Origin of the sequence: Pseudomonas sp. IT-196MI5, from assembly GCF_949767415.1 — a bacterium.
GTDB lineage: Bacteria > Pseudomonadota > Gammaproteobacteria > Pseudomonadales > Pseudomonadaceae > Aquipseudomonas.
This window is the reverse complement of record NZ_CATKPZ010000084.1, coordinates 83,516-103,266: the sequence shown is the minus strand read 5'-3', so window position 1 is coordinate 103,266 and position 19,751 is coordinate 83,516. Positions and strand designations below refer to the sequence as shown.

At 60.5% G+C, this 19,751-nt stretch carries 18 protein-coding genes; 15 read left to right on the top strand and 3 right to left on the bottom strand.

Translation table 11 applies throughout. The annotated features are described in order from the left end of the window. Positions 1–5 precede the first annotated feature (5 nt). The 3 genes from tauB (at position 6) to tauD (ending at position 2,606) form a co-directional block, all read left to right on the top strand. Positions 6–800 (top strand): taurine ABC transporter ATP-binding subunit, encoded by a 795-nt coding sequence (gene tauB / locus ACM6IK_RS28615; RefSeq protein ID WP_414876972.1) that lies wholly within the window; start codon positions 6–8, stop codon positions 798–800. Continuing rightward, on the top strand, positions 797–1,630 hold the full coding sequence (tauC, locus tag ACM6IK_RS28610; protein ID WP_414876971.1) for a taurine ABC transporter permease TauC: 834 nt from the start codon (positions 797–799) through the stop codon (positions 1,628–1,630). The genes tauB and tauC overlap by 4 nt, the downstream gene beginning before the upstream one ends. A gap of 133 nt (positions 1,631–1,763) precedes the next feature. Continuing rightward, on the top strand, positions 1,764–2,606 hold the full coding sequence (gene tauD, locus ACM6IK_RS28605; protein WP_414876970.1) for a taurine dioxygenase: 843 nt from the start codon (positions 1,764–1,766) through the stop codon (positions 2,604–2,606). Between the two features lie 129 nt (positions 2,607–2,735). Here tauD and mgrA read toward each other — a convergent pair whose 3' ends face one another. Beyond that, entirely contained in the window at positions 2,736–3,773 is a 1,038-nt protein-coding gene (gene mgrA / locus ACM6IK_RS28600; RefSeq protein ID WP_414876969.1) for an L-glyceraldehyde 3-phosphate reductase, read from the bottom strand. 237 nt (positions 3,774–4,010) lie between these two features. Here mgrA and ACM6IK_RS28595 point away from each other — a divergent pair, with 237 nt between their 5' ends. Beyond that, positions 4,011–4,271 carry a hypothetical protein gene (locus ACM6IK_RS28595; protein WP_414876968.1) on the top strand — a complete coding sequence of 87 codons (261 nt, stop codon included), beginning with the start codon at positions 4,011–4,013 and terminating at the stop codon, positions 4,269–4,271. A gap of 24 nt (positions 4,272–4,295) precedes the next feature. Here the strand turns inward: ACM6IK_RS28595 and betT are convergent, their stop codons facing one another. Both betT and epsC read right to left on the bottom strand, forming a co-directional pair. Continuing rightward, positions 4,296–6,251, bottom strand: a complete 1,956-nt coding sequence (gene betT / locus ACM6IK_RS28590) for a choline transporter BetT (protein ID WP_414877034.1) — start codon at positions 6,249–6,251, stop codon at positions 4,296–4,298. A 393-nt stretch (positions 6,252–6,644) separates the two neighbouring features. Continuing rightward, the gene (epsC, locus tag ACM6IK_RS28585) at positions 6,645–7,571 is read right to left on the bottom strand and encodes a serine O-acetyltransferase EpsC (RefSeq protein ID WP_108216117.1); all 927 of its coding nucleotides are present in this window, start codon (positions 7,569–7,571) and stop codon (positions 6,645–6,647) included. 190 nt (positions 7,572–7,761) lie between these two features. Here epsC and ACM6IK_RS28580 point away from each other — a divergent pair, with 190 nt between their 5' ends. From ACM6IK_RS28580 to ACM6IK_RS28530, 11 genes are all read left to right on the top strand, one after another. Continuing rightward, the gene (locus ACM6IK_RS28580) at positions 7,762–8,754 is read left to right on the top strand and encodes a D-cysteine desulfhydrase (RefSeq protein WP_414876967.1); all 993 of its coding nucleotides are present in this window, start codon (positions 7,762–7,764) and stop codon (positions 8,752–8,754) included. A 214-nt stretch (positions 8,755–8,968) separates the two neighbouring features. Beyond that, positions 8,969–9,769 (top strand): cystine ABC transporter substrate-binding protein, encoded by an 801-nt coding sequence (gene tcyJ / locus ACM6IK_RS28575; protein ID WP_108216115.1) that lies wholly within the window; start codon positions 8,969–8,971, stop codon positions 9,767–9,769. Beyond that, positions 9,769–10,434 carry a cystine ABC transporter permease gene (gene tcyL / locus ACM6IK_RS28570; protein WP_108216114.1) on the top strand — a complete coding sequence of 222 codons (666 nt, stop codon included), beginning with the start codon at positions 9,769–9,771 and terminating at the stop codon, positions 10,432–10,434. The genes tcyJ and tcyL overlap by 1 nt, the downstream gene beginning before the upstream one ends. A gap of 4 nt (positions 10,435–10,438) precedes the next feature. Further along, complete coding sequence (gene tcyN / locus ACM6IK_RS28565) at positions 10,439–11,194, top strand: L-cystine ABC transporter ATP-binding protein TcyN (protein WP_414876966.1); 756 nt, start codon at positions 10,439–10,441, stop codon at positions 11,192–11,194. Positions 11,195–11,679: 485 nt separating this feature from the next. Continuing rightward, positions 11,680–12,444: a hypothetical protein gene (locus ACM6IK_RS28560; RefSeq protein ID WP_414876965.1), complete on the top strand. Its 765-nt coding sequence runs from the start codon at positions 11,680–11,682 to the stop codon at positions 12,442–12,444. Between the two features lie 365 nt (positions 12,445–12,809). Continuing rightward, positions 12,810–14,042 (top strand): SfnB family sulfur acquisition oxidoreductase, encoded by a 1,233-nt coding sequence (locus tag ACM6IK_RS28555; RefSeq protein ID WP_414876964.1) that lies wholly within the window; start codon positions 12,810–12,812, stop codon positions 14,040–14,042. Positions 14,043–14,080: 38 nt separating this feature from the next. Further along, positions 14,081–15,274: an SfnB family sulfur acquisition oxidoreductase gene (locus tag ACM6IK_RS28550; RefSeq protein WP_414876963.1), complete on the top strand. Its 1,194-nt coding sequence runs from the start codon at positions 14,081–14,083 to the stop codon at positions 15,272–15,274. Continuing rightward, positions 15,274–16,632: an LLM class flavin-dependent oxidoreductase gene (locus ACM6IK_RS28545; protein ID WP_414876962.1), complete on the top strand. Its 1,359-nt coding sequence runs from the start codon at positions 15,274–15,276 to the stop codon at positions 16,630–16,632. The genes ACM6IK_RS28550 and ACM6IK_RS28545 overlap by 1 nt, the downstream gene beginning before the upstream one ends. Before the next feature lie 129 nt (positions 16,633–16,761). Continuing rightward, the gene (locus ACM6IK_RS28540) at positions 16,762–17,571 is read left to right on the top strand and encodes a MetQ/NlpA family ABC transporter substrate-binding protein (RefSeq protein ID WP_414876961.1); all 810 of its coding nucleotides are present in this window, start codon (positions 16,762–16,764) and stop codon (positions 17,569–17,571) included. A 2-nt stretch (positions 17,572–17,573) separates the two neighbouring features. Continuing rightward, on the top strand, positions 17,574–18,707 hold the full coding sequence (locus tag ACM6IK_RS28535) for a methionine ABC transporter ATP-binding protein (protein ID WP_414876960.1): 1,134 nt from the start codon (positions 17,574–17,576) through the stop codon (positions 18,705–18,707). Further along, the gene (locus tag ACM6IK_RS28530; RefSeq protein ID WP_414876959.1) at positions 18,697–19,341 is read left to right on the top strand and encodes a methionine ABC transporter permease; all 645 of its coding nucleotides are present in this window, start codon (positions 18,697–18,699) and stop codon (positions 19,339–19,341) included. The genes ACM6IK_RS28535 and ACM6IK_RS28530 overlap by 11 nt, the downstream gene beginning before the upstream one ends. Positions 19,342–19,751 lie beyond the last annotated feature (410 nt).

Below are 19,751 nucleotides of genomic sequence, written 5' to 3'. Positions count from 1 at the left end.
ATGCGATGGCCTTGCTACAGCTGGAGCGCATCAGCGCACAGTACCCCGGCACCCCGGAACCGGTGTTGGCGGATATCTCCCTGAGCCTGGGACCCCGGCAATTGCTGGTCGCCCTTGGCCCGTCCGGCAGTGGCAAGACTTCGCTGTTGAACCTGATTGCCGGTTTCGTCGAACCCAGCGCCGGGCGCATCACCCTCGACGGCGTGCCCGTCAAAGGCCCGAGTGCCGAGCGCGGCGTGGTGTTCCAGGACGACGGTTTGCTGCCGTGGCAGGATGTGTTGGCCAACGTTGGCTTCGGCTTGGAACTGGCCGGCGTCGCCAGGGAAAAACGCGAATTACGTGCTCGTGAAATGCTCTCGCTGGTGGATCTGGCAGGTTTCGACAGTCGCCGCATCTGGCAGCTTTCCGGTGGCCAGAAGCAGCGTGTCGGCCTGGCCCGCGCCCTCGCCGCCGACCCGCGCGTGTTGCTGATGGACGAACCTTTCGGTGCCCTCGACGCCTTCACCCGCGAGCAGATGCAGGAGCTGTTGCTGCAAGTCTGGCAACGCACCGCCAAGCCGGTGTTCCTGATTACCCACGACATCGAAGAAGCCGTGTTCCTCGCCACCGACCTGATTCTGTTGGCGCCCAATCCGGGGCAAATCGTCGAGCGCCTGCCCCTCGATTTCGGTCAGCGTTATGCCGCCGGTGAGTCGGCTCGCTCGATCAAGTCCGACCCGCGTTTTATCGAAACCCGCGAACACGTACTCGCCAAAGTGTTCTCCCAACGCAGCGCCGCCCAGCGGCAGGAGCGCGCATGAGCAGCTACGAAATTCCCGTCGCAGCGATAACGCCAGGCTCAACCGTGATTCCGGCAAGTCGCCGTTTGAGCATTCACTGGATCAGTGTGCTGACACTGGTCGTTCTCGTTTTTATTTGGTGGGCCGTGACGGCGACCGGCTTGATCGAGCCACTGTTTCTGCCGCCGCCCTCCGCCGTACTGCAAAAAGGCTGGCTGCTGGCGACCTCGGGTTACATGGATTCAACCCTGTGGCAGCACCTCGGCGCGAGTCTGAGCCGCATCGGCCTGGGCCTCGGCTTTGCGATTCTCACCGCCGTGCCGGTGGGCATCGCCATCGGCGCCAACCGTATCGCCCGTGGCGTGCTCGACCCGCTGATCGAGTTCTACCGGCCGATTCCGCCACTGGCTTATCTGCCCCTGATCGTGATCTGGTGCGGCATCGGCGAATTGTCGAAAGTGCTGCTGATCTACCTGGCGATCTTCGCCCCGATTGCCATCGCCACCGCCACCGGTGTGCGCACGGTCGACCCGGCCAAATTGCGTGCCGCGCAGTCGCTGGGCGCAACGCGCGCGCAGTTGATTCGCCACGTCATTTTGCCCAGTGCCTTGCCGGATATCCTGACCGGTGTGCGCATTGGCCTCGGAGTGGGTTGGTCGACGCTGGTCGCCGCGGAATTGATCGCCGCCACCAGCGGTCTGGGCTTCATGGTGCAATCGGCCGCGCAGTTTTTGGTCACCGATGTGGTGGTGCTGGGGATTCTGGTGATCGCGCTGATCGCCTTCGCGATGGAACTGGGCCTGCGTGCCCTGCAACGCAAACTGGTGCCGTGGCACGGCCAAAATCACTGACAGTATTCATGTGGGAGCGAGCTTGCTCGCGATGACGGTTGCACATTCAACACCTGTGTCGCCTGACAATCCGCTATCGCGAGCAAGCTCGCTCCCACAAAAAGAGCGGCACACCGGATTGAAGAGAACCACCATGAGCCACCTGACCATCGTCCCCTTAAGCTCCGCCCTCGGTGCGCAAATCAGCGGCGTCGACATCAGCCGGCCGCTGAATCTGGAGCAGCGCGATGCCATTGAGCAGGCGCTGCTCAAGCATCAAGTCCTGTTCTTCCGCGACCAGCCGATCACGCCACAGCAGCAGGCGCGATTCGCCGCGAATTTCGGCGACCTGCACATTCACCCGATCTACCCCAACGTGCCGGAACAGCCGCAGGTGCTGATCCTCGACACCGCCGTCACCGACGTGCGCGATAACGCGATCTGGCACACCGACGTGACCTTTTTGCCAACCCCGGCCATGGGCGCGGTGCTCAGCGCCAAACTGCTGCCGGAGTTTGGCGGCGATACGTTATGGGCCAGTGGGATTGCCGCGTATGAAGCCCTGTCGGCGCCGCTGAAAACTTTGCTCGAAGGCCTGACCGCCACCCACGACTTCACCCGTTCGTTCCCGCTGGAACGCTATGGCAACACGCCCGAGGCGCTGGCCCAGTGGGAAGAAGCACGGCGCAAGAATCCGCCGCTGTCGCACCCGGTGATCCGCACGCACCCGGTGAGTGGGCGCCGCTCGCTGTTCGTCAATGAAGGTTTCACTTCGAAGATCAACGAGCTGTCGGAAACCGAGAGCGAGGCGATTCTGAAGTTCCTGTTCGCCCATTCAACGCGGCCGGAGTTCACCATTCGCTGGCGCTGGCAGCAGGACGACATTGCGTTCTGGGATAACCGCGTGACTCAGCATTACGCGGTGGATGATTACCGGCCGGCGCGGCGGGTCATGCAGCGGGCGACGGTGTTGGGGGATGTGCCGTTCTTTCGCTGAACCCTGATTGCTTGATTGACCGATCTGGCCCCTTCGCGAGCAGGCTCGCTCCCACATTGGATCTGCGTCAAGCACATACCCTGTGGGAGCGAGCCTGCTCGCGATGGGGGCGGAACAGACGCCGACAAATTACTCAGCCGTCGAAGGCTTCTCCCAAAGATTGACCCCGCCCTCCCGGGCAAACCGGTCAATTTCCGCCAGTTCCTCGGCACTGAAACTCAGGTTCTTCAACGCCCCGACATTCTCGACGATCTGCTCCGGCCGGCTCGCGCCAATCAATGCCGACGTGACTCGTGGATCACGCAACGTCCAGGCCAGCGCCAATTGCGCCAGGCTCTGGCCACGACGCTTGGCGATTTCGTTGAGTGCCCGCACCTGGGCAATGTTGGCCTCGGACAAATGCGAGGCCTGCAACGAACCACCGCCCGGACGGTTGACCCGCGCATCCGCCGGCACGCCGTTGAGGTATTTATCGGTCAACAAACCCTGGGCCAGCGGGGTGAAGGCAATCACACCGGTACCAAGTTCGTCAGTGGTGTCCAGCAAGTCTTTTTCCACCCAGCGATTGAGCAGGTTGTAGGCCGGTTGGTGGATCAGCAGCGGCACTTTCCACTCTTTGAGCAACGCCGCCATTTCGCGGGTCTTCACCCCTGAGTACGAAGAGATGCCGATGTACAACGCCTTGCCCTGTTGCACCGCCGTGGCGAGTGCGCTGGCGGTTTCTTCCAGCGGCGTGTCCGCGTCGAAACGGTGGGAGTAGAAGATGTCGACATAATCCACACCCAGGCGTTGCAGGCTCTGGTCGAGGCTGGCCAGTACGTACTTGCGCGAACCGCCGCCCTGACCGTAAGGGCCGGGCCACATGTCCCAACCAGCCTTGCTGGAAATGATCAGTTCGTCGCGGTACTGCTTGAAGTCTTCACGCAGCAAACGGCCGAAGTTGATCTCGGCGCTGCCGTACGGTGGGCCATAGTTGTTGGCCAGGTCGAAATGGTTGATGCCCAGGTCGAATGCCGTGCGCAATAACGCGCGCTGGGTATCGATCGGCGTGCTGTCGCCGAAGTTGTGCCACAGGCCCAACGACAGCGCCGGCAGCACCAGCCCGCTGCGGCCCACGCGGCGGTAAGGGATGGAGTCGTAGCGGTTTTCGGCAGCGGTGTAAGTCATCGAATCCTCTCTTGTCGGTCTTGAATCTGGTCTCGACTGCTTCGCCAGTCGCCCAGCATACGCCCGCACGAACAGCAAAAAACCTGAGACTCGACTAAATGCTGAAACGTTTCACAGAAATTCAATCTGCCCGCAGATTTGAACAAAACAGCGACAGGCTTGCGTGATCTGGGCCGACAGGAACAAAGTCGCCAAAGCAACGAAGAAGCGATAGCTATCGCAAGGATGGAAGAAGCCATGCACACCACGATCATCATCACCTTCGGCCTGGCCTTGCTCGCCCTGATGCTGTTCATCGGCGAGAAAATCGGCTTCAGCCGTCAGACACTGACCTACGGCTTCGTAGTGCTGTGGCTGGCGCTGACGGTGATCAACGGCGCCATCGGCATGGTGAACGCTGGCCAGTCGTTGAGCACGGAACTGGCCATCGGCACGATGGTGTTCAGCATTCCGGTGGCGGCACTGGTGTTGTTCATGGTGCTGAGCGCCGAGAGCTGAAAAGCCCCGGCACCCTGCCCGAAATCAACGCACCAGATGCAGAAACTGCATGTGCCGTTCGTACTGATCGAGGATGTCGTTGATGATCTGCTCCTTGGTGTAACCCACCAGATCGTAGTCCTGGCTGCCCTCGCTCAAATGCACTTCGGCCCGGTGGTAGCGGCGATTGTTGAGTTGCTTGGAACCCATGCCGCCACGGGCAAACGACGGCGTGAAGTAACCGCGCATCTGCACCTGATAAACGAACGAATGTTGATCGCCGTGGCCGATCTCCAGGCTGACGCTGTCAGTCGCCGGATCGGGATGCGTCGCCACATGCAAGCCCTTCTCCCGGAACACGGCAGACACTTCTTCAATCGCCGGGCGCACCATCGTATCGAGAAAGCGATAAACCTCGTCCCGCGAAGGGAAATGCACCGCCTGACTCAAACGTTGCCTCCAGCCGCCCCGCCGTGATCCGGACACCGGTGCCAGTGAATGCATCTGCGCAATCTGCTTCTGCGATTCCAGATAAAACGCCTTGTGCAGCCCCCACATCATCAACAGCAGAATCAACGAGAACGGCAACGAGGTCAGGACTACCGCCGACTTCAACGCATCGATGCTGCCCGAGAACAGCAATGCACTGGTCACCAGCGCAGTCATCGCCCCCCAGAACACCCGCAGCCATTTCGGCCCGTCTTCATCGGGATTGCCGCCCTTGGCGGACAGCGTCGACAGCACCACGGTGCCGGAGTCGGCGGAGGTGACAAAAAACACGAAGCTGATGAACACCGTGACCGCGATGACGGTTTTGCTCCACGGGTAGGTTTCCAGCAGCAGGTACAGCGTCATCGACGGATTATCGATGGCCGACATGCCGAGCGCGCTCATGCCGTGGTTGAGCACTTGATCGATGGCGCTGTTACCGAAAATCGACATCCACGCCAGGGTGAAACCGAGCGGAATCAGCAACACGCCGAAGACGAATTCACGAATCGTCCGGCCACGGGAAATCCGTGCGATGAACAGGCCCACGAACGGCGACCATGCGATCCACCAGGCCCAGTAGAACACCGTCCAGCCGCCCAGCCAGTCGCTGGGCTTGTCGTAGGCGTACAGATCAAAACTCTTCATCGGCAAGGCGCCGAGATAGTCGCCGACGTTCTGGATCAGCGTGTTGAGCAAGTGCTGCGTGGGGCCGGCGAACAATACAAACAGCAACAGCGCACAGGCCAGCAGCATGTTGATGTCGGACATCACCCGCACGCCCTTGTCGACGCCGGATACAGCCACGATGATCGCTGCGCCCATCATCAAGGTGATCAGGCCGACCTGAATCCATTGGGTATGGGCGATGCCAAACAGGTAGTCCAGGCCCGAATTGAGGTGCAACACGCCGAAGCCCATGTCGGCGCCGAGGCCGAACACCGTGGCGATGATGCCGAAGCCGTCTACCGCGTAACCGATGGGGCCGTTGATGCGCTTGCCGATCAGCGGATACAGCGCCGAACGCAGCGCCAGTGGCAGGTTATGCCGGTAGGCAAAGTAAGCCAGCGCCATGCCGACAAAGGCGAACACGCCCCAGCCGTGCAGGCCCCAGTGCAGAAACAGAATCTGCATCGCCTGGCGCGCCGCATCTGCCGTACCAGCCTCGCCTTGGGGCGGTTGCAGCATATGGGTCAGTGGCTCGGACACACAGAAGAAAAACAGAGTGATGCTGATCCCCGCGGCGAACAGCATGCCGGCCCAGGACAAGTAACTGAATTCGGGTTCGTCGTGGTCGGCACCGAGCTTGATCTTGCCGTAGCCGGACAAGGCGGTGACCACCACGAAGACCAGATACAGGGTCATCGCCAGCATGTAATACCAGCCGACCGTGTTGGCCGCCCAGTTTTGCGCCGCCAGCAACCAGGCACCGGCCTGCTCGGGCATGGCGATGACAACGACACCAAACAACAGAATGAAACTCGCCGAGAACCAGAACACCGGCGGATTCATGCGGATCAGACCGCTTGGAGGGATGGACGATGCACTCATGTACGGTGCACCTCGAAGGGGAAAAACGTGGCTGTAGAAATCGGACTCAGCAAAGGCAAGCCTCCTGTTGTGAGCGGGCAGCGAACCGCCGGTTTAACTTGAATGAACGTTCAAGTTAAACATGGATAGGGGGCTAAGGACTAATCGCAGGGCTCGGCGGTGGTGTTCTTACGCTAGCTCAAGGGAGGAAATTTGCTGAAGACCAACAACTCGATTCGGCTTGAAATCCAATCGCGAGCAAGCTCGCTCCCACAGTGGATCCGGGTTGAACACAAAAGCTGTGAACGACAGAAAACCTTGTGGGAGCGAGCTTGCTCGCGATGAGGCCAGACCAGTCAGCGAAGATTCAGGAGACTACTTCTGCGCCCCATCATCATGCTGCAGATTCGCCTGGGTCAGGTTGCTGCCCGCCGGCACGCTGCGGGTCAGCCAGACATTGCCGCCGATGGTCGAGCCCTGACCGATGGTGATCCGCCCGAGAATCGTCGCCCCGGCATAAATCACCACGTCATCCTCGACAATCGGATGCCGTGGCTGACCTTTCTGCAACTGACCGTCTTCGTCCGCCGGGAAGCGCTTGGCGCCCAAAGTCACCGCCTGATAAATCCGCACGCGCTCGCCGATGATCGCGGTTTCGCCGATCACCACGCCGGTCCCGTGGTCGATGAAGAAACTGCGGCCGATCTGCGCGCCGGGGTGAATGTCGATGCCGGTGGCCGAGTGGGCAATTTCCGCACTGATCCGCGCCAGCAACGGCAGCCCGGCGCGGTACAAATGATGGGCCAGGCGATGGTGAATCACCGCCAGAATCCCCGGGTAGCACAACAGCACTTCATCGACACTGCGCGCCGCCGGGTCGCCGTGATAGGCCGCCAGTACGTCGGTGTCCAACAGGCTGCGCAACCCAGGCAAAGCGAGGGCGAAGTCCTGAATGATCTGGATGGTCCGGGCTTCGACCTCGGTATCGGCCTGGGCACTGTGGCGCGCGGCGTAGCGCAATTCGAGCCGCGCCTGGGCCAACAGCGCATTCAGCGCCACATCCAGCGTATGACCGACGTAGAAGTCTTCGCTTTCTTCGCGCAGGTCAACCGGCCCCAGGCGCATCGGGAACAGCGCGCCGCACAGGGCTTCGAGAATCTCCGCCATGGCTGCGCGGGAAGGCAATTCACGACCGCCCTGCTCGCCGCTGGCCCGGCCGTTTTGTGCACGCCACTGCTCACGTGCCGTGCGCAGCTGACTGACGATGGTCTGCAATTGCCAATGGCTGGAACGCTCACTCACGGTAAAAACTCCTCACGGGCGACCGGACTGTCTGGCCGCACTGACGGCGAATACTTTACGGCAAGGCTCGCAAGGCAAATTAAGAACCAATAGTGCTGTGCTCAGTTCGATTGGCTATAAGCGATTGACGGTTGCCCAGGCTTTGGGGCCTGCCTATAGTCCTGAAATCCTCCACGGCCAGTACGGACCCATGATCAAACAACAACTCGCCCGCTTTAACCGCCTCGACCTGCTCGGTCAACCCACCGCCCTGGAAAAACTCGAACGCCTGTCGACCTGGCTGGGCCGCGACGTGTACGTCAAGCGCGATGACCTGACGCCGCTGGCGATGGGCGGCAACAAATTGCGCAAACTCGAGTACCTGGCCGCCGATGCCTTGGCCCAGGGCGCCGACACCTTGATCACGGCAGGCGCGTTGCAATCGAACCACGTACGCCAGACAGCCGCCATTGCCGCCAAGTTGGGTCTGGGCTGCGTAGCCCTTCTGGAAAATCCTCTGGGCACTGACGACAGCAATTACACCGGCAACGGCAACCGGCTGCTGCTCGACCTGTTCGATGCCAAGGTCGAACTGGTGGAAAACCTCGACAACGCCGATGAACAACTGCAAGCCCTGGCTGGCCGACTGCGCAGCAACGGCAAGAAGCCGTACCTGGTACCGATCGGTGGCTCCAATGCCTTGGGCGCCCTGGGTTACGTGCGCGCCGGGCTGGAACTGGCCGAGCAGATCAAGGACACCGGCCTGAAGTTCGCCGCCGTGGTCCTGGCCTCGGGCAGCGCCGGTACCCACAGCGGACTGGCGCTGGCCTTGAGTGAAGTACTGCCGGATCTGCCCGTGATCGGCGTGACGGTTTCGCGCAGCGATGAAGATCAGCGGCCAAAGGTTCAAGGCCTGGCCGAACGCACTGCCGAGCTGCTGGGCGTGAACCTGCCGGACGCTTTCAAAGTCGAGTTGTGGGATGAGTATTTCGCCCCGCGTTATGGCGAGCCGAACGCCGGGACACTGGCGGCGGTGAAGCTGCTGGCGGGCCAGGAAGGCTTGCTGCTGGACCCGGTCTACACTGGCAAGGCCATGGCGGGCTTGCTGGATGGGATCGGCCGTCAGCGTTTCGACGAGGGCCCGATCATCTTCCTGCACACCGGTGGGGCGCCGGCGTTGTTTGCCTATAAGGATTTCCTGTAGGCGATCTTTTCCTATGAAACACATATTCAATTATCGAATAACAAATATGATATTTATTATTTTCTTATCTAACTGTGTCGTCTTATAGTCACGCCGCAGGCGAATTTGTAACGAGACGCATACGCTGCTTTAGTGCAGGATATCGCAGTCGTCAAAATCCCGAATTTGCCAACTTTCCTAAAGCGTCTTCCATAAGAAAACACAGGGGCTTGTCATGAATTTTTCCGCACTACGTCGCAATCTGCTGGTGGGCTCGCTGGGCCTGGCACTGAGCGCCGGCCTGATTGGCCAGGCGGTTGCCGGTGAGCAACTGCAACAAATCAAGGACAAAGGCGTGATCAACGTCGGCCTGGAAGGCACCTACCCACCGTTCAGTTTCGTCGACGCCGACGGCAAACTGGCCGGCTTCGAAGTCGAGTTCTCCGAAGCCCTGGCCAAAGAGCTGGGCGTGAAAGTCAAACTGCAACCGACCAAATGGGAAGGCATCCTCGCCGCCCTGGAATCCAAGCGTCTGGACGCAGTGATCAACCAGGTGACCATCACCGAAGAGCGCAAGAAGAAGTATGACTTCTCCGAGCCCTACACCGTTTCCGGGATTCAGGCACTGGTGCTGACGAAGAAGGCCGCCGAGCTGAACATCAAGTCCGCCGCTGACCTGTCTGGCAAGAAAGTCGGCGTAGGCCTGGGCACCAACTACGAAGAGTGGGTCAAAGCCAATGTGCCGACCGCTGACATCCGCACCTACGAAGATGATCCGACCAAGTTCCAGGACCTGCGTGTCGGCCGTATCGACGCCATTCTGATCGACCGCCTGGCTGCGCTGGAATATGCCAAGAAGGCCAAGGACACCACCGCCGCCGGCGATGCGTTCTCCCGTCAGGAAGCCGGCATTGCCCTGCGCAAAGGCGAGCCTGAACTGCTGGCCGCGGTGAACAAGGCCATCGATAAGCTGCGTGCCGACGGTACGCTGAAAAAGCTGTCGGAAAAATACTTCAGCGCTGACGTCACTCAATAATGGGAGACGCTTTCCAACTCGCACTGGACTCCGTGCCCTTTCTGCTCAAGGGCGCGTACTACACGGTGATCCTCAGCCTGGGCGGGATGTTCTTCGGCCTGGTGATGGGGTTCGGCCTGGCGCTGATGCGCCTGTCGCGCTTCAAACTGGTGAGCTGGATCGCCCGCATGTACGTGTCGTTCTTTCGCGGCACGCCGTTGCTGGTGCAACTGTTCGTGATCTATTACGGCTTGCCGCAATTGGGTCTGGAACTCGATCCGCTGCCGGCGGCCCTGATCGGCTTCTCGCTGAACATGGCCGCCTACGCCTGTGAAATCCTGCGTGCCGCGATCAGCTCCATCGAGCGCGGCCAATGGGAAGCCGCTGCCAGTATCGGCATGACCCGTGCGCAGACCCTGCGCCGGGCCATCCTGCCGCAGGCGATGCGCACCGCATTGCCGCCGCTGGGCAACAGCTTCATTTCGCTGGTCAAGGACACCGCGCTGGCCGCTACCATCCAGGTGCCCGAACTGTTCCGCCAGGCGCAGCTGATCACCGCCCGTACCTTCGAAATCTTCACCATGTATCTTGCCGCCGCACTGATCTACTGGGTCCTGGCCACGGTGCTGTCGCACCTGCAGAACCAGTTGGAAGCGCGGGTCAATCGGCACGACCAGGAGTCCTGACCCGATGATTGTCGTGGAAAAACTGACAAAGCAGTTCAAGGGTCAAGTCGTGCTCAACGGCATCGATCTTGAGGTCAAGGAAGGCGAGGTGGTTGCGATCATCGGCCCTAGCGGTTCGGGCAAGACCACCTTCCTGCGCTGCCTGAACTTTCTGGAAGAGCCCACCAGTGGCCGGATCAAGGTCGGCGATATCGAAGTCGATACCAGCCGTCCCCTGAACCAGCAGCAGAGCCTGGTGCGGCGTTTGCGCCAGCACGTAGGTTTCGTGTTCCAGAACTTCAACCTGTTCCCCCATCGCACGGCGCTGGAAAATGTCATCGAAGGCCCGATCGTGGTCAAGAAAACCCCGCACGCCGACGCCGTTATTCTGGGTAAAAAGCTCTTGGCCAAGGTTGGCCTGGCGGGCAAGGAGGACGCTTACCCGCGCCGCCTCTCCGGAGGCCAGCAACAGCGCGTGGCGATCGCCCGGGCGCTGGCAATGGAGCCGGAAGTGATCCTGTTCGATGAGCCGACCTCGGCCCTCGACCCGGAACTGGTGGGCGAGGTGCTGGCGACCATCCGCGGCCTGGCCGAAGAGAAGCGCACTATGGTGATCGTCACCCACGAAATGGGCTTTGCCCGGGACGTGGCCAACCGTGTGGTGTTTTTCGACAAGGGCGTGATCGTCGAACAAGGCGAAGCAAAGGCGTTGTTTGCCAATCCGAAAGAAGAGCGAACCAAGCAATTCCTGAGCAAGTTCTTGAATAACGGTCACAACTAATAACCCTGCGCAATAACGGTAAACTTCCATGGATGGAAGTGACCACCCCTTCTAAGTACACCTAATTAATACCAAACTAAACCCCTCTATTCGACATGCCTATTTTGTACGTGTGTGCGGTACATATATAGGCACAGCAACAATTAAACAGGGCTGATCCAATCAGATCTTCCTTCGCAAGACAGAGCCGATGACTTGCACATAATTGCCAGTATTCCCCCAGCTTTTAGAAGAAAAGTTCGACGCAAAGGCAGGGTTTATTTACTTGGAACCGTAGGAACTTTCTGAATAACGGCACACATCACTCATCACTAACAAATCTTATTGACACCCGATCTCCCTGACTCTTATCTAGTCTCCACCCAGCGACATTCATCACGCTTGATTCATTATTTCAACTCGAAGTAATGAATGGTTTTTCTGTTCGATTTTCAGTTTTTGATATTCCAGAAACGGACTTCGTTGCAAGACTTCAAGGAGACTTCATGAACAGCACCTCAAACAAATCCGGGCTTGCGGCCCCGACCCTGGCGCAATCCAACAAGACCGGCATCAACGTCACTTGCGCGGCGCACCTGCTGATCGATGTGGCACCCTACCCCGCCATGGACGCAGGTGACCTGATCGAACTGTTCTGGGACAACTGCTACGTGGCCTCCCGCGTGTTGACGGCCTGCGATGTCGGCCAACCGGTGCAGCTGCGTGTGCCTGAAAGTTTTGTCGCCAACGGTACATCGCGCATTCACTACCGGGTCATGCAAGTTGGCCGGGGCCCGGCGGTATCGGCCAGCCGCAACGTGCAGATCAAACTCGACTGCCCCGGCGGCCAACCCTCTGCACTGTGCGGCGATGAAAACCAGTGCCTGGCACCGGTGGGCATTCCCGAGGCGATTTGCCGTCAGGGGGTCAATCCGAGTCAGGTCAAACGCGGTGTTCCCTTGACCATCGAGCCGTACCTGAACATGGCCGTCGACGACGAAATCACCCTGCGCTGGGGTGATGTGCGCATGGATCTGCCACGGCTCAAGCCCGCCGATGTGGGCCAGCCGATCCAGGTCTGGATACCGCCGGCCATCATCCTCGAAGCCGGTGAAGACCTGCGGCTGGAAGTGACGTACTGCATTCTCGACCGGGTGGGTAACAACTCCCGCTGGGCACCGGCTCGCACGCTGAAGATCGGTTGTGCCAGTCCTTATCTGAAAGTCCCGAAGAAACTGCCCCTCGAGGTTGCTGAACCCCGCGAAAAATGATCACAACCCCTGTGGCGAGGGGGCTTGCCCCTGTTGGGGCGCGTAGCGCCCCTGCCCCCTGCAATTGAGTCCATTCAAATAAATCGCGCAGAAAGGTTTTGCGGATGCTTCGCATCCAACGGGGGCAAGCCCCCTCGCCACAGGGATCGCGCTCCCCCAGAACGTCCTTCTATGCATATTCCTAAAAGTTAGTTCATAAAATATTTATACACGTTTAGGGTATATACACCGGACCACCGGACATCCTTGTTTTCATGCGCGGCCACAAGCGGCGCTTCCATAAGATGTGAGGTAGGTATGGTCCGGAACACAATCACCCCAGTGCAGATCGCCAGGGCATTGCGTGCAGCCAAGGAGCGGCACTGATGTCCAGTCTGGCAGATGCAATCGTCCAGAGTGACCTGGACATCGCCCCCCCGTTGTTGCCCGCAAAAGTCTTGAGCAACGATGCTCAAGCTATCAAGGCGGCCCACGAACTGGCGCAAGTCGCCCGTCTGCAAGCAGCCAAACGTGACCGGCAGCGCAAGCTCCCATGGTCTGAAATCGAACAGTTCACCCGCAGCGGCCTGGGCAGCATTTCCATCCCCCGCGAGTACGGTGGCCCGCAGGTTTCGTTCGTCACCCTGGCCGAGGTTTTCGCAATCATTTCCGCGGCAGACCCCGCGCTTGGGCAGATCCCGCAAAACCAGTTCGGCATTCTCAACCTGGTGCTCGGCAGCGCCACCGAAGCACAGAAAAGACAACTGTTCAAAAGCGTCCTCGACGGCTGGCGCATCGGCAATGCCGGGCCGGAACGCGGCACCAAAAACACCCTGGAACTGAAGGCACGCATCACCGCTGACGGCGTCCTCAATGGCCAGAAGTTCTATTCCACCGGCGCACTGTTCGCCCACTGGGTCGCGGTCAAGGCGTTGAACGACGACGGCAAGCAAGTGCTGGCGTTCGTCCGGCGCGGCACACCGGGCTTGCGCATCGTCGATGACTGGTCCGGGTTTGGTCAGCGCACCACCGCCAGCGGCACGATTTTGCTCAACAACGTGCAGGTCGACTCCGAACTGGTGGTGGATAACTGGCGGATCAACGAAACGCCGAACATCCAGGGTGCCGTCTCGCAACTGATTCAAGCGGCCATCGACGCCGGTATCGCCCGAGGCGCCATCGACGACGCCATCGACTTCGTGAAAACCCGCGCCCGACCATGGATCGACGCCAAGGTCGAGCGGGCCAGCGATGACCTGTACGTGATCGCCGATATCGGCAGGTTGAAAATCGAACTGCACGCCGCCGAAGCGCTGCTGCGCAAGGCCGGGCAAGTGCTCGATGACGTGAGCGCCGCACCCTTCACCGCCGAGTCCGCCGCCCGTGCCTCGATTGCCGTGGCCGAAGCCAAAGTGCTGACCACCGAGATTTCGTTGCTGGCCAGCGAAAAGCTGCTCGAACTGGCCGGCAGCCGCGCGACCCTCGCCGAATTCAACCTCGACCGCCACTGGCGCAACGCACGGGTGCACACCCTGCACGATCCGGTGCGGTGGAAGTATCACGCGATCGGCGCCTATCGCCTCAACGGCACGCTGCCTAATCGCCATTCCTGGATCTGACGACCAGAACACTTTTTACCAGCGCTCTGGAGAAACACATGACAAGTTCTCACCCCGTCGCGGTCATCACCAGCGATGAACAAGCCCTGATCGTCGCCAGCGACCTTGCCGAAGACTTCAAGCGCGACAGCGCCACACGCGACCGCGATCGCCGCTTGCCACACCCGGAACTGGAAGTGTTTTCCCGCTCGGGCCTGTGGGGCATCAGCGTGCCGAAGGAATACGGCGGCGCCGGTGTTTCCAACGTCACCCTGGCCAAGGTCATCGCCTTGATCGCCCGGGCCGACGGCTCCCTGGGGCAGATCCCGCAGAACCATTTTTATGCGCTGGAAGTATTGCGGGTGAACGGCAGCCACGAGCAGAAAAAACGCCTGTACGCCGAAGTCTTGGCCGGCCAGCGCTTCGGCAATGCGTTGGCCGAACTGGGCACCAAAACCGCCCACGATCGCGTCACCAGTCTGGCCCGGGACGCCAGCGGCTATCGCATCAATGGCCGCAAGTTCTACGCCACCGGCGCGATCTACGCCCAGCGCATTCCCACTTCGGTGGTGGATGAAAACGGCGTGCAGCAACTGGCGTTCGTCCCGCGCAACAGCAAGGGCCTGAGCGTGATCGACGACTGGAGCGGCTTCGGCCAGCGCACCACCGGCAGTGGTTCGGTGGTGTTCGAAGATGTCTACGTCGCTGCCGAAGATGTGATCCCCTTTCAGAGCGCTTTCGAACGCCCGACCCCGGTCGGCCCGTTGGCGCAGATTCTCCATGCCGCCATCGACACCGGCATCGCCCGCGCCGCCTATGAAGATGCGCTGCACTTCGTGCGCAGCAAGACCCGGCCGTGGATCGACGCCACCCACGAAAAAGCCACGGACGATCCGCTGACCCTCAAGAGCTTCGGCCACCTGAGCATTCGCCTGCACGCCGCCGAGGCACTGCTGGAGCGTGCCGGTGAATACCTCGACCAGGCCCAGGCAAATACGAACGCCGAGACCGTCGCCGTAGCGTCGATTGCCATCGCCGAAGCCCGCGCCCTGAGCACCGAAATCTCCCTGGCCGCCGGCAGCACGCTGTTCGAACTGGCCGGCAGCCAGGCGACCTTGATCGAACACGGCCTCGACCGCCACTGGCGCAACGCCCGGGTGCACACCCTGCACGACCCGGTGCGCTGGAAGTACCACGCCGTCGGCAATTACTACCTCAACGATGAAAACCCGCCATTGCGGGGGACCATTTAATGACCGCCGCGAAAAAGAAAATCCTGCTCAACGCGTTCAACATGAATTGCATCGGGCACATCAACCACGGCCTGTGGACGCATCCGCGCGACACATCCACCCGCTACAACACGATCGAATACTGGACTGAACTGGCGCAACTGCTGGAGCGCGGGCTGTTCGACGGCCTGTTCATCGCCGACATCGTCGGGGTCTACGACGTTTACCAGAACTCGGTGGACGTGCCGTTGAAAGAGTCGATCCAGTTGCCGGTCAACGATCCGCTGCTGCTGGTTTCAGCGATGGCGGCGGTGACGAAAAACCTTGGTTTCGGCCTGACCGCCAACCTCACCTACGAAGCGCCGTATCTGTTCGCCCGCCGCCTGTCGACGCTGGACCACCTGAGCCGTGGGCGGGTCGGCTGGAACATCGTCACCGGCTATCTCGACAGCGCCGCCAAGGCCATGGGCCTGAGCGAACAGGTCGAGCATGACCGCCGCTATGACCAGGCCGACGAATACCTGGAGGTGCTCTACAAACTCCTGGAAGGCAGTTGGGAAAACGGTGCGGTGCTCAACGACCCACGGCAACGGATCTATGCGCAGCCGGACAAAGTGCACAAGGTCGAGCACAAGGGCGAGTTCTATCAGGTCGAGGGTTATCACCTGTGCGAACCCTCGCCCCAGCGCACGCCAGTGCTGTTCCAGGCCGGCAGCTCGGATCGCGGCCTGCTGTTCGCCGGGCGACATGCCGAGTGCGTGTTCATCAGTGGCCAGACCAAGGCGTCGACCAAGGCCCAGGTGGACAAGGTGCGCGCCGCGGCCGCCTCCGCCGGGCGCAATCCCGAGGACATCAAGGTGTTCATGGGGTTGAACGTGATCGTTGGTGCCACCGAAGAGCTGGCCTGGGCCAAACACGCCGAATACCTGAGCTACGCCAGTGCAGAGGCCGGCGTGGCGCACTTTTCGGCGTCCACCGGGATCGATTTTTCCCAATATGAAATCGACGAGCCGATCCAGTACGTGAAGAGCAACGCCATCCAGTCCGCCACCAAACACCTGCAAAACAACGACTGGACCCGACGCAAGCTGCTCGAACAACACGCCCTCGGCGGACGCTACATCACCGTGGTCGGCTCACCGCAGCAAGTGGCGGATGAACTGGAATCCTGGATCGCCGAAACCGGGCTGGATGGCTTCAACCTGACCCGCATCGTCACCCCGGAAAGCTATGTGGATTTCATTGAGCTGGTGATCCCCGAGTTGCAACGGCGGGGCTCGTACAAGACTGCGTACGACGACGGGACCTTGCGCGAGAAGCTCTTTCGCGAAGAGGCGTTTTTGCCTGAGCAACACATTGGCTCGACTTACCGACGCTAAAAGCATCGCGAGCAAGCTCGCTCCCACAGTGGATCTCGGGTGTTCACATAACCCCTGTGGGAGCGAGCTTGCTCGCGATGAGGCCCGAACAGACACCACAAACTTAATGCACTGACTGGATAACTCATCATGAAAAAGCACTATCTCTCCCACCCAGTCAAAGCACTGGCCCTGGCCCTCGGCCTGTTCAGCTCGGTGACCTTCGCCGCCGACGCGCCGCTGAAAATCGGCACCACCGCCGCCTTCGCCATTCCCCTTGAAGCCGCCGTCGAAGAAGCCGGCAAACAAGGCCTGAAAGTCGAGCTGGTGGAGTTCACTGACTGGATCGCGCCGAACGTCAGCCTCGCCGCCGGCGACATCGACGTGAATTACTTCCAGCACATCCCATTCCTGGAAAACGCCAAGGCCGCCTCGGGTTTCGACCTGGTGCCATTCGCGCCGGGGATCATCAACAACGTCGGCCTCTACTCGAAGAAATACAAAAATTTCGATGAACTGCCGCAAGGCGCCAGCGTGGCCATCGCCAACGATCCGATCAACAGCGGTCGCGGCTTACAGCTGCTGGCCAAGGCCGGCTTGATCACCCTCAAGCCCGGCGTCGGCTACAAGGCCACCGAAGAAGACATCGTCGCCAACCCGAAGCACATCAAGATCCTCCAGGTCGAAGCCGTGCAACTGGTACGCGCCTATGACGATGCCGATCTGGTGCAGGGTTACCCGGCCTACATTCGCTTGTCGAAAACCTTCGATGCCGGCTCCGCGCTGCTGTTCGACGGCCTCGATCACAAGGAGTACGTGATTCAGTTCGTGATCCAGCCCAAGAGCAAAACCGACCCGCGCCTGATCAAGTTCGTCGACATCTACCAGCACTCACCGGCCGTTCGCGCGGCACTGGATAAGGCCCACGGCAAGCTCTATCAAGCCGGCTGGGAAAGCTGAGCATGAGTGCCGCCATTCAACGGCGACTGGAGATTCCAGAGCCGCGCCTTTTATCAGAGCATGCTGAACAAACCGAGCTGCATCCCGAGCTCAATCGCGCTCATGTGCGCTTCATCAATCTGGGCAAAACCTACAACGGCCAGCAAGGCCCGGTGGCCGCGTTGCACGGCATCGACCTGGCGATCCAGCGCGGCGAAGTGTTCGGCATCATCGGCCGCAGCGGCGCCGGCAAGTCGTCGCTGATCCGCACCATCAACCGCCTGGAACAGCCGAGCAGTGGGCGGGTGCTGATCGATCAGGTGGACATCGGCGAGTTCGACGAAGACCGCCTGGTGGCGCTGCGACGGCGCATCGGCATGATCTTCCAGCACTTCAACCTGATGTCGGCCAAGACCGTTTGGCAGAACGTCGAGTTGCCGCTGAAAGTCGCCGGCGTGCCCAAGGAACAACGCGAGCAGAAGGTCCGTGAACTGTTGGAGCTGGTGGGCTTGCAGGCCAAGCACAAGGCTTACCCGGCGCAGTTGTCCGGCGGACAGAAACAGCGCGTGGGCATTGCCCGGGCGCTGGTGCATGACCCGGAAGTTCTGCTGTGCGACGAAGCCACTTCGGCGCTCGACCCGGAGACCACGCAGTCGATCCTCGGCCTGCTGCGCGAGATCAATCAACGCTTGGGGCTGACGATTGTGCTGATCACCCACGAGATGGCGGTGATCCGTGAGATCTGTGATCGCGTGGTCGTGCTCGAACACGGGCGCATCGTCGAGCAAGGGCCGGTGTGGGAAGTGTTCGGCAATCCGCAGCACGAGGTCAGCAAGACATTGCTGGCGCCGTTGCAACACGCATTGCCCAAAGAGCTGCAAAACCGTTTGCAGGCGCAGCCAAAGTCCTCGGACGCAGCCGTGGTCCTGCGCCTGCAGTTCACTGGCAGCCAACGCGACGAACCGGACCTGGCGGCACTGTTCAGCGCCCTCGGCGGCCGTGTGCGATTGCTGCAAGGCGGCGTGGAACGGATTCAGGGCCATGCCCTCGGGCAACTGCTGCTGGCAGTGACCGGTTCGACTCTCGGTACCGAAGAGTTGCGTCAACGCGCCTCCCATTGGGCGCAACAGGTGGAGATATTGGGCTATGTGGTTTGATCGCTTGCTGCAAGGCTTCATCGACACGTTCCTGATGGTCGGCGTGTCGTCGTTGATCGCACTGTTGGCGGGCATTCCGCTGGCGGTCATTCTCGTCACCAGCTCCAGGGGCGGCATCTACGAAGCGCCAGCGCTGAACCGTGCTTTGGGCGCATTCGTGAATTTATTCCGCTCAGTCCCGTTTTTGATTCTGATGGTGGCGCTGATTCCGTTCACCCGATTGATCGTCGGTACCACCTATGGCGTATGGGCGGCCGTGGTGCCGTTGACCATCGCGGCTACACCGTTCTTTGCGCGCATTGCCGAGGTCAGCTTGCGCGAGGTCGATCATGGATTGATCGAAGCGGCACAAGCCATGGGCTGCCGGCGTTGGCACATCGTCTGGCACGTGTTGTTGCCGGAAGCGCTGCCGGGGATTGTTGGCGGGTTCACCATCACCCTGGTGACCATGATCAACTCGTCGGCCATGGCCGGGGCGATTGGCGCCGGTGGACTGGGGGACATTGCGTATCGGTATGGGTATCAGCGGTTTGATAGCCAGATCATGTTGACGGTGATTGTGCTGCTGGTGGCGTTGGTGGCGGTGATTCAGTTGGGTGGGGATCGGTTGGCGCGGGGGGTGAACAAGCGCTAGCCCTGTAGGAGCGAGCCTGCTCGCGATGGAGGTCAACGATAACGCGGGAAACCAGATTCCCCGTGGCGCCCTCAGGTTTTTCGCGAGCAAGCTCGCTCCTACACGAGTGGCGATCTTGATGATATTTCGTACAGGAAAATCAGCGGTTTTGCAGGCCCGTTCCCTTTCTTTTGCAGGACATTTCCTAGATCATTTCGCTCGCTTGCGCCTGCCGAATTCCGTGGCTAGTCTCGGTCCGTCACTGCTCATCAGTGATCGGGTTTAGTCGCCCGGATTTTACCAGGCGTACAGCGCCACCTCATGTCAGGTGTTTTTTATTACCTGAAAGTTATGGTGGCTGTGCGCAGGGCACCCTTGGGTGCGCCGGGTTTCCTGGTGACCGGTCGACTAACCTGCGTGCAGCCGCCACC

Bases quoted from the DNA above. Each gene is read 5' to 3' on its own strand.
- tcyN (WP_414876966.1), top strand. From the start codon at position 10,439: ATGATTGTCGTGGAAAAACTGACAAAGCAGTTCAAGGGTCAAGTCGTG.
- tcyL (WP_108216114.1), top strand. From the start codon at position 9,769: ATGGGAGACGCTTTCCAACTCGCACTGGACTCCGTGCCCTTTCTGCTC.
- ACM6IK_RS28550 (WP_414876963.1), top strand. From the start codon at position 14,081: ATGACAAGTTCTCACCCCGTCGCGGTCATCACCAGCGATGAACAAGCC.
- mgrA (WP_414876969.1), bottom strand. From the start codon at position 3,773: ATGACTTACACCGCTGCCGAAAACCGCTACGACTCCATCCCTTACCGC.
- ACM6IK_RS28595 (WP_414876968.1), top strand. From the start codon at position 4,011: ATGCACACCACGATCATCATCACCTTCGGCCTGGCCTTGCTCGCCCTG.
- ACM6IK_RS28540 (WP_414876961.1), top strand. From the start codon at position 16,762: ATGAAAAAGCACTATCTCTCCCACCCAGTCAAAGCACTGGCCCTGGCC.
- ACM6IK_RS28535 (WP_414876960.1), top strand. From the start codon at position 17,574: ATGAGTGCCGCCATTCAACGGCGACTGGAGATTCCAGAGCCGCGCCTT.
- ACM6IK_RS28560 (WP_414876965.1), top strand. From the start codon at position 11,680: ATGAACAGCACCTCAAACAAATCCGGGCTTGCGGCCCCGACCCTGGCG.
- tcyJ (WP_108216115.1), top strand. From the start codon at position 8,969: ATGAATTTTTCCGCACTACGTCGCAATCTGCTGGTGGGCTCGCTGGGC.
- betT (WP_414877034.1), bottom strand. From the start codon at position 6,251: ATGAATCCGCCGGTGTTCTGGTTCTCGGCGAGTTTCATTCTGTTGTTT.
- ACM6IK_RS28530 (WP_414876959.1), top strand. From the start codon at position 18,697: ATGTGGTTTGATCGCTTGCTGCAAGGCTTCATCGACACGTTCCTGATG.
- ACM6IK_RS28580 (WP_414876967.1), top strand. From the start codon at position 7,762: ATGATCAAACAACAACTCGCCCGCTTTAACCGCCTCGACCTGCTCGGT.
- ACM6IK_RS28555 (WP_414876964.1), top strand. From the start codon at position 12,810: ATGTCCAGTCTGGCAGATGCAATCGTCCAGAGTGACCTGGACATCGCC.
- ACM6IK_RS28545 (WP_414876962.1), top strand. From the start codon at position 15,274: ATGACCGCCGCGAAAAAGAAAATCCTGCTCAACGCGTTCAACATGAAT.
- tauB (WP_414876972.1), top strand. From the start codon at position 6: ATGGCCTTGCTACAGCTGGAGCGCATCAGCGCACAGTACCCCGGCACC.
- tauC (WP_414876971.1), top strand. From the start codon at position 797: ATGAGCAGCTACGAAATTCCCGTCGCAGCGATAACGCCAGGCTCAACC.
- tauD (WP_414876970.1), top strand. From the start codon at position 1,764: ATGAGCCACCTGACCATCGTCCCCTTAAGCTCCGCCCTCGGTGCGCAA.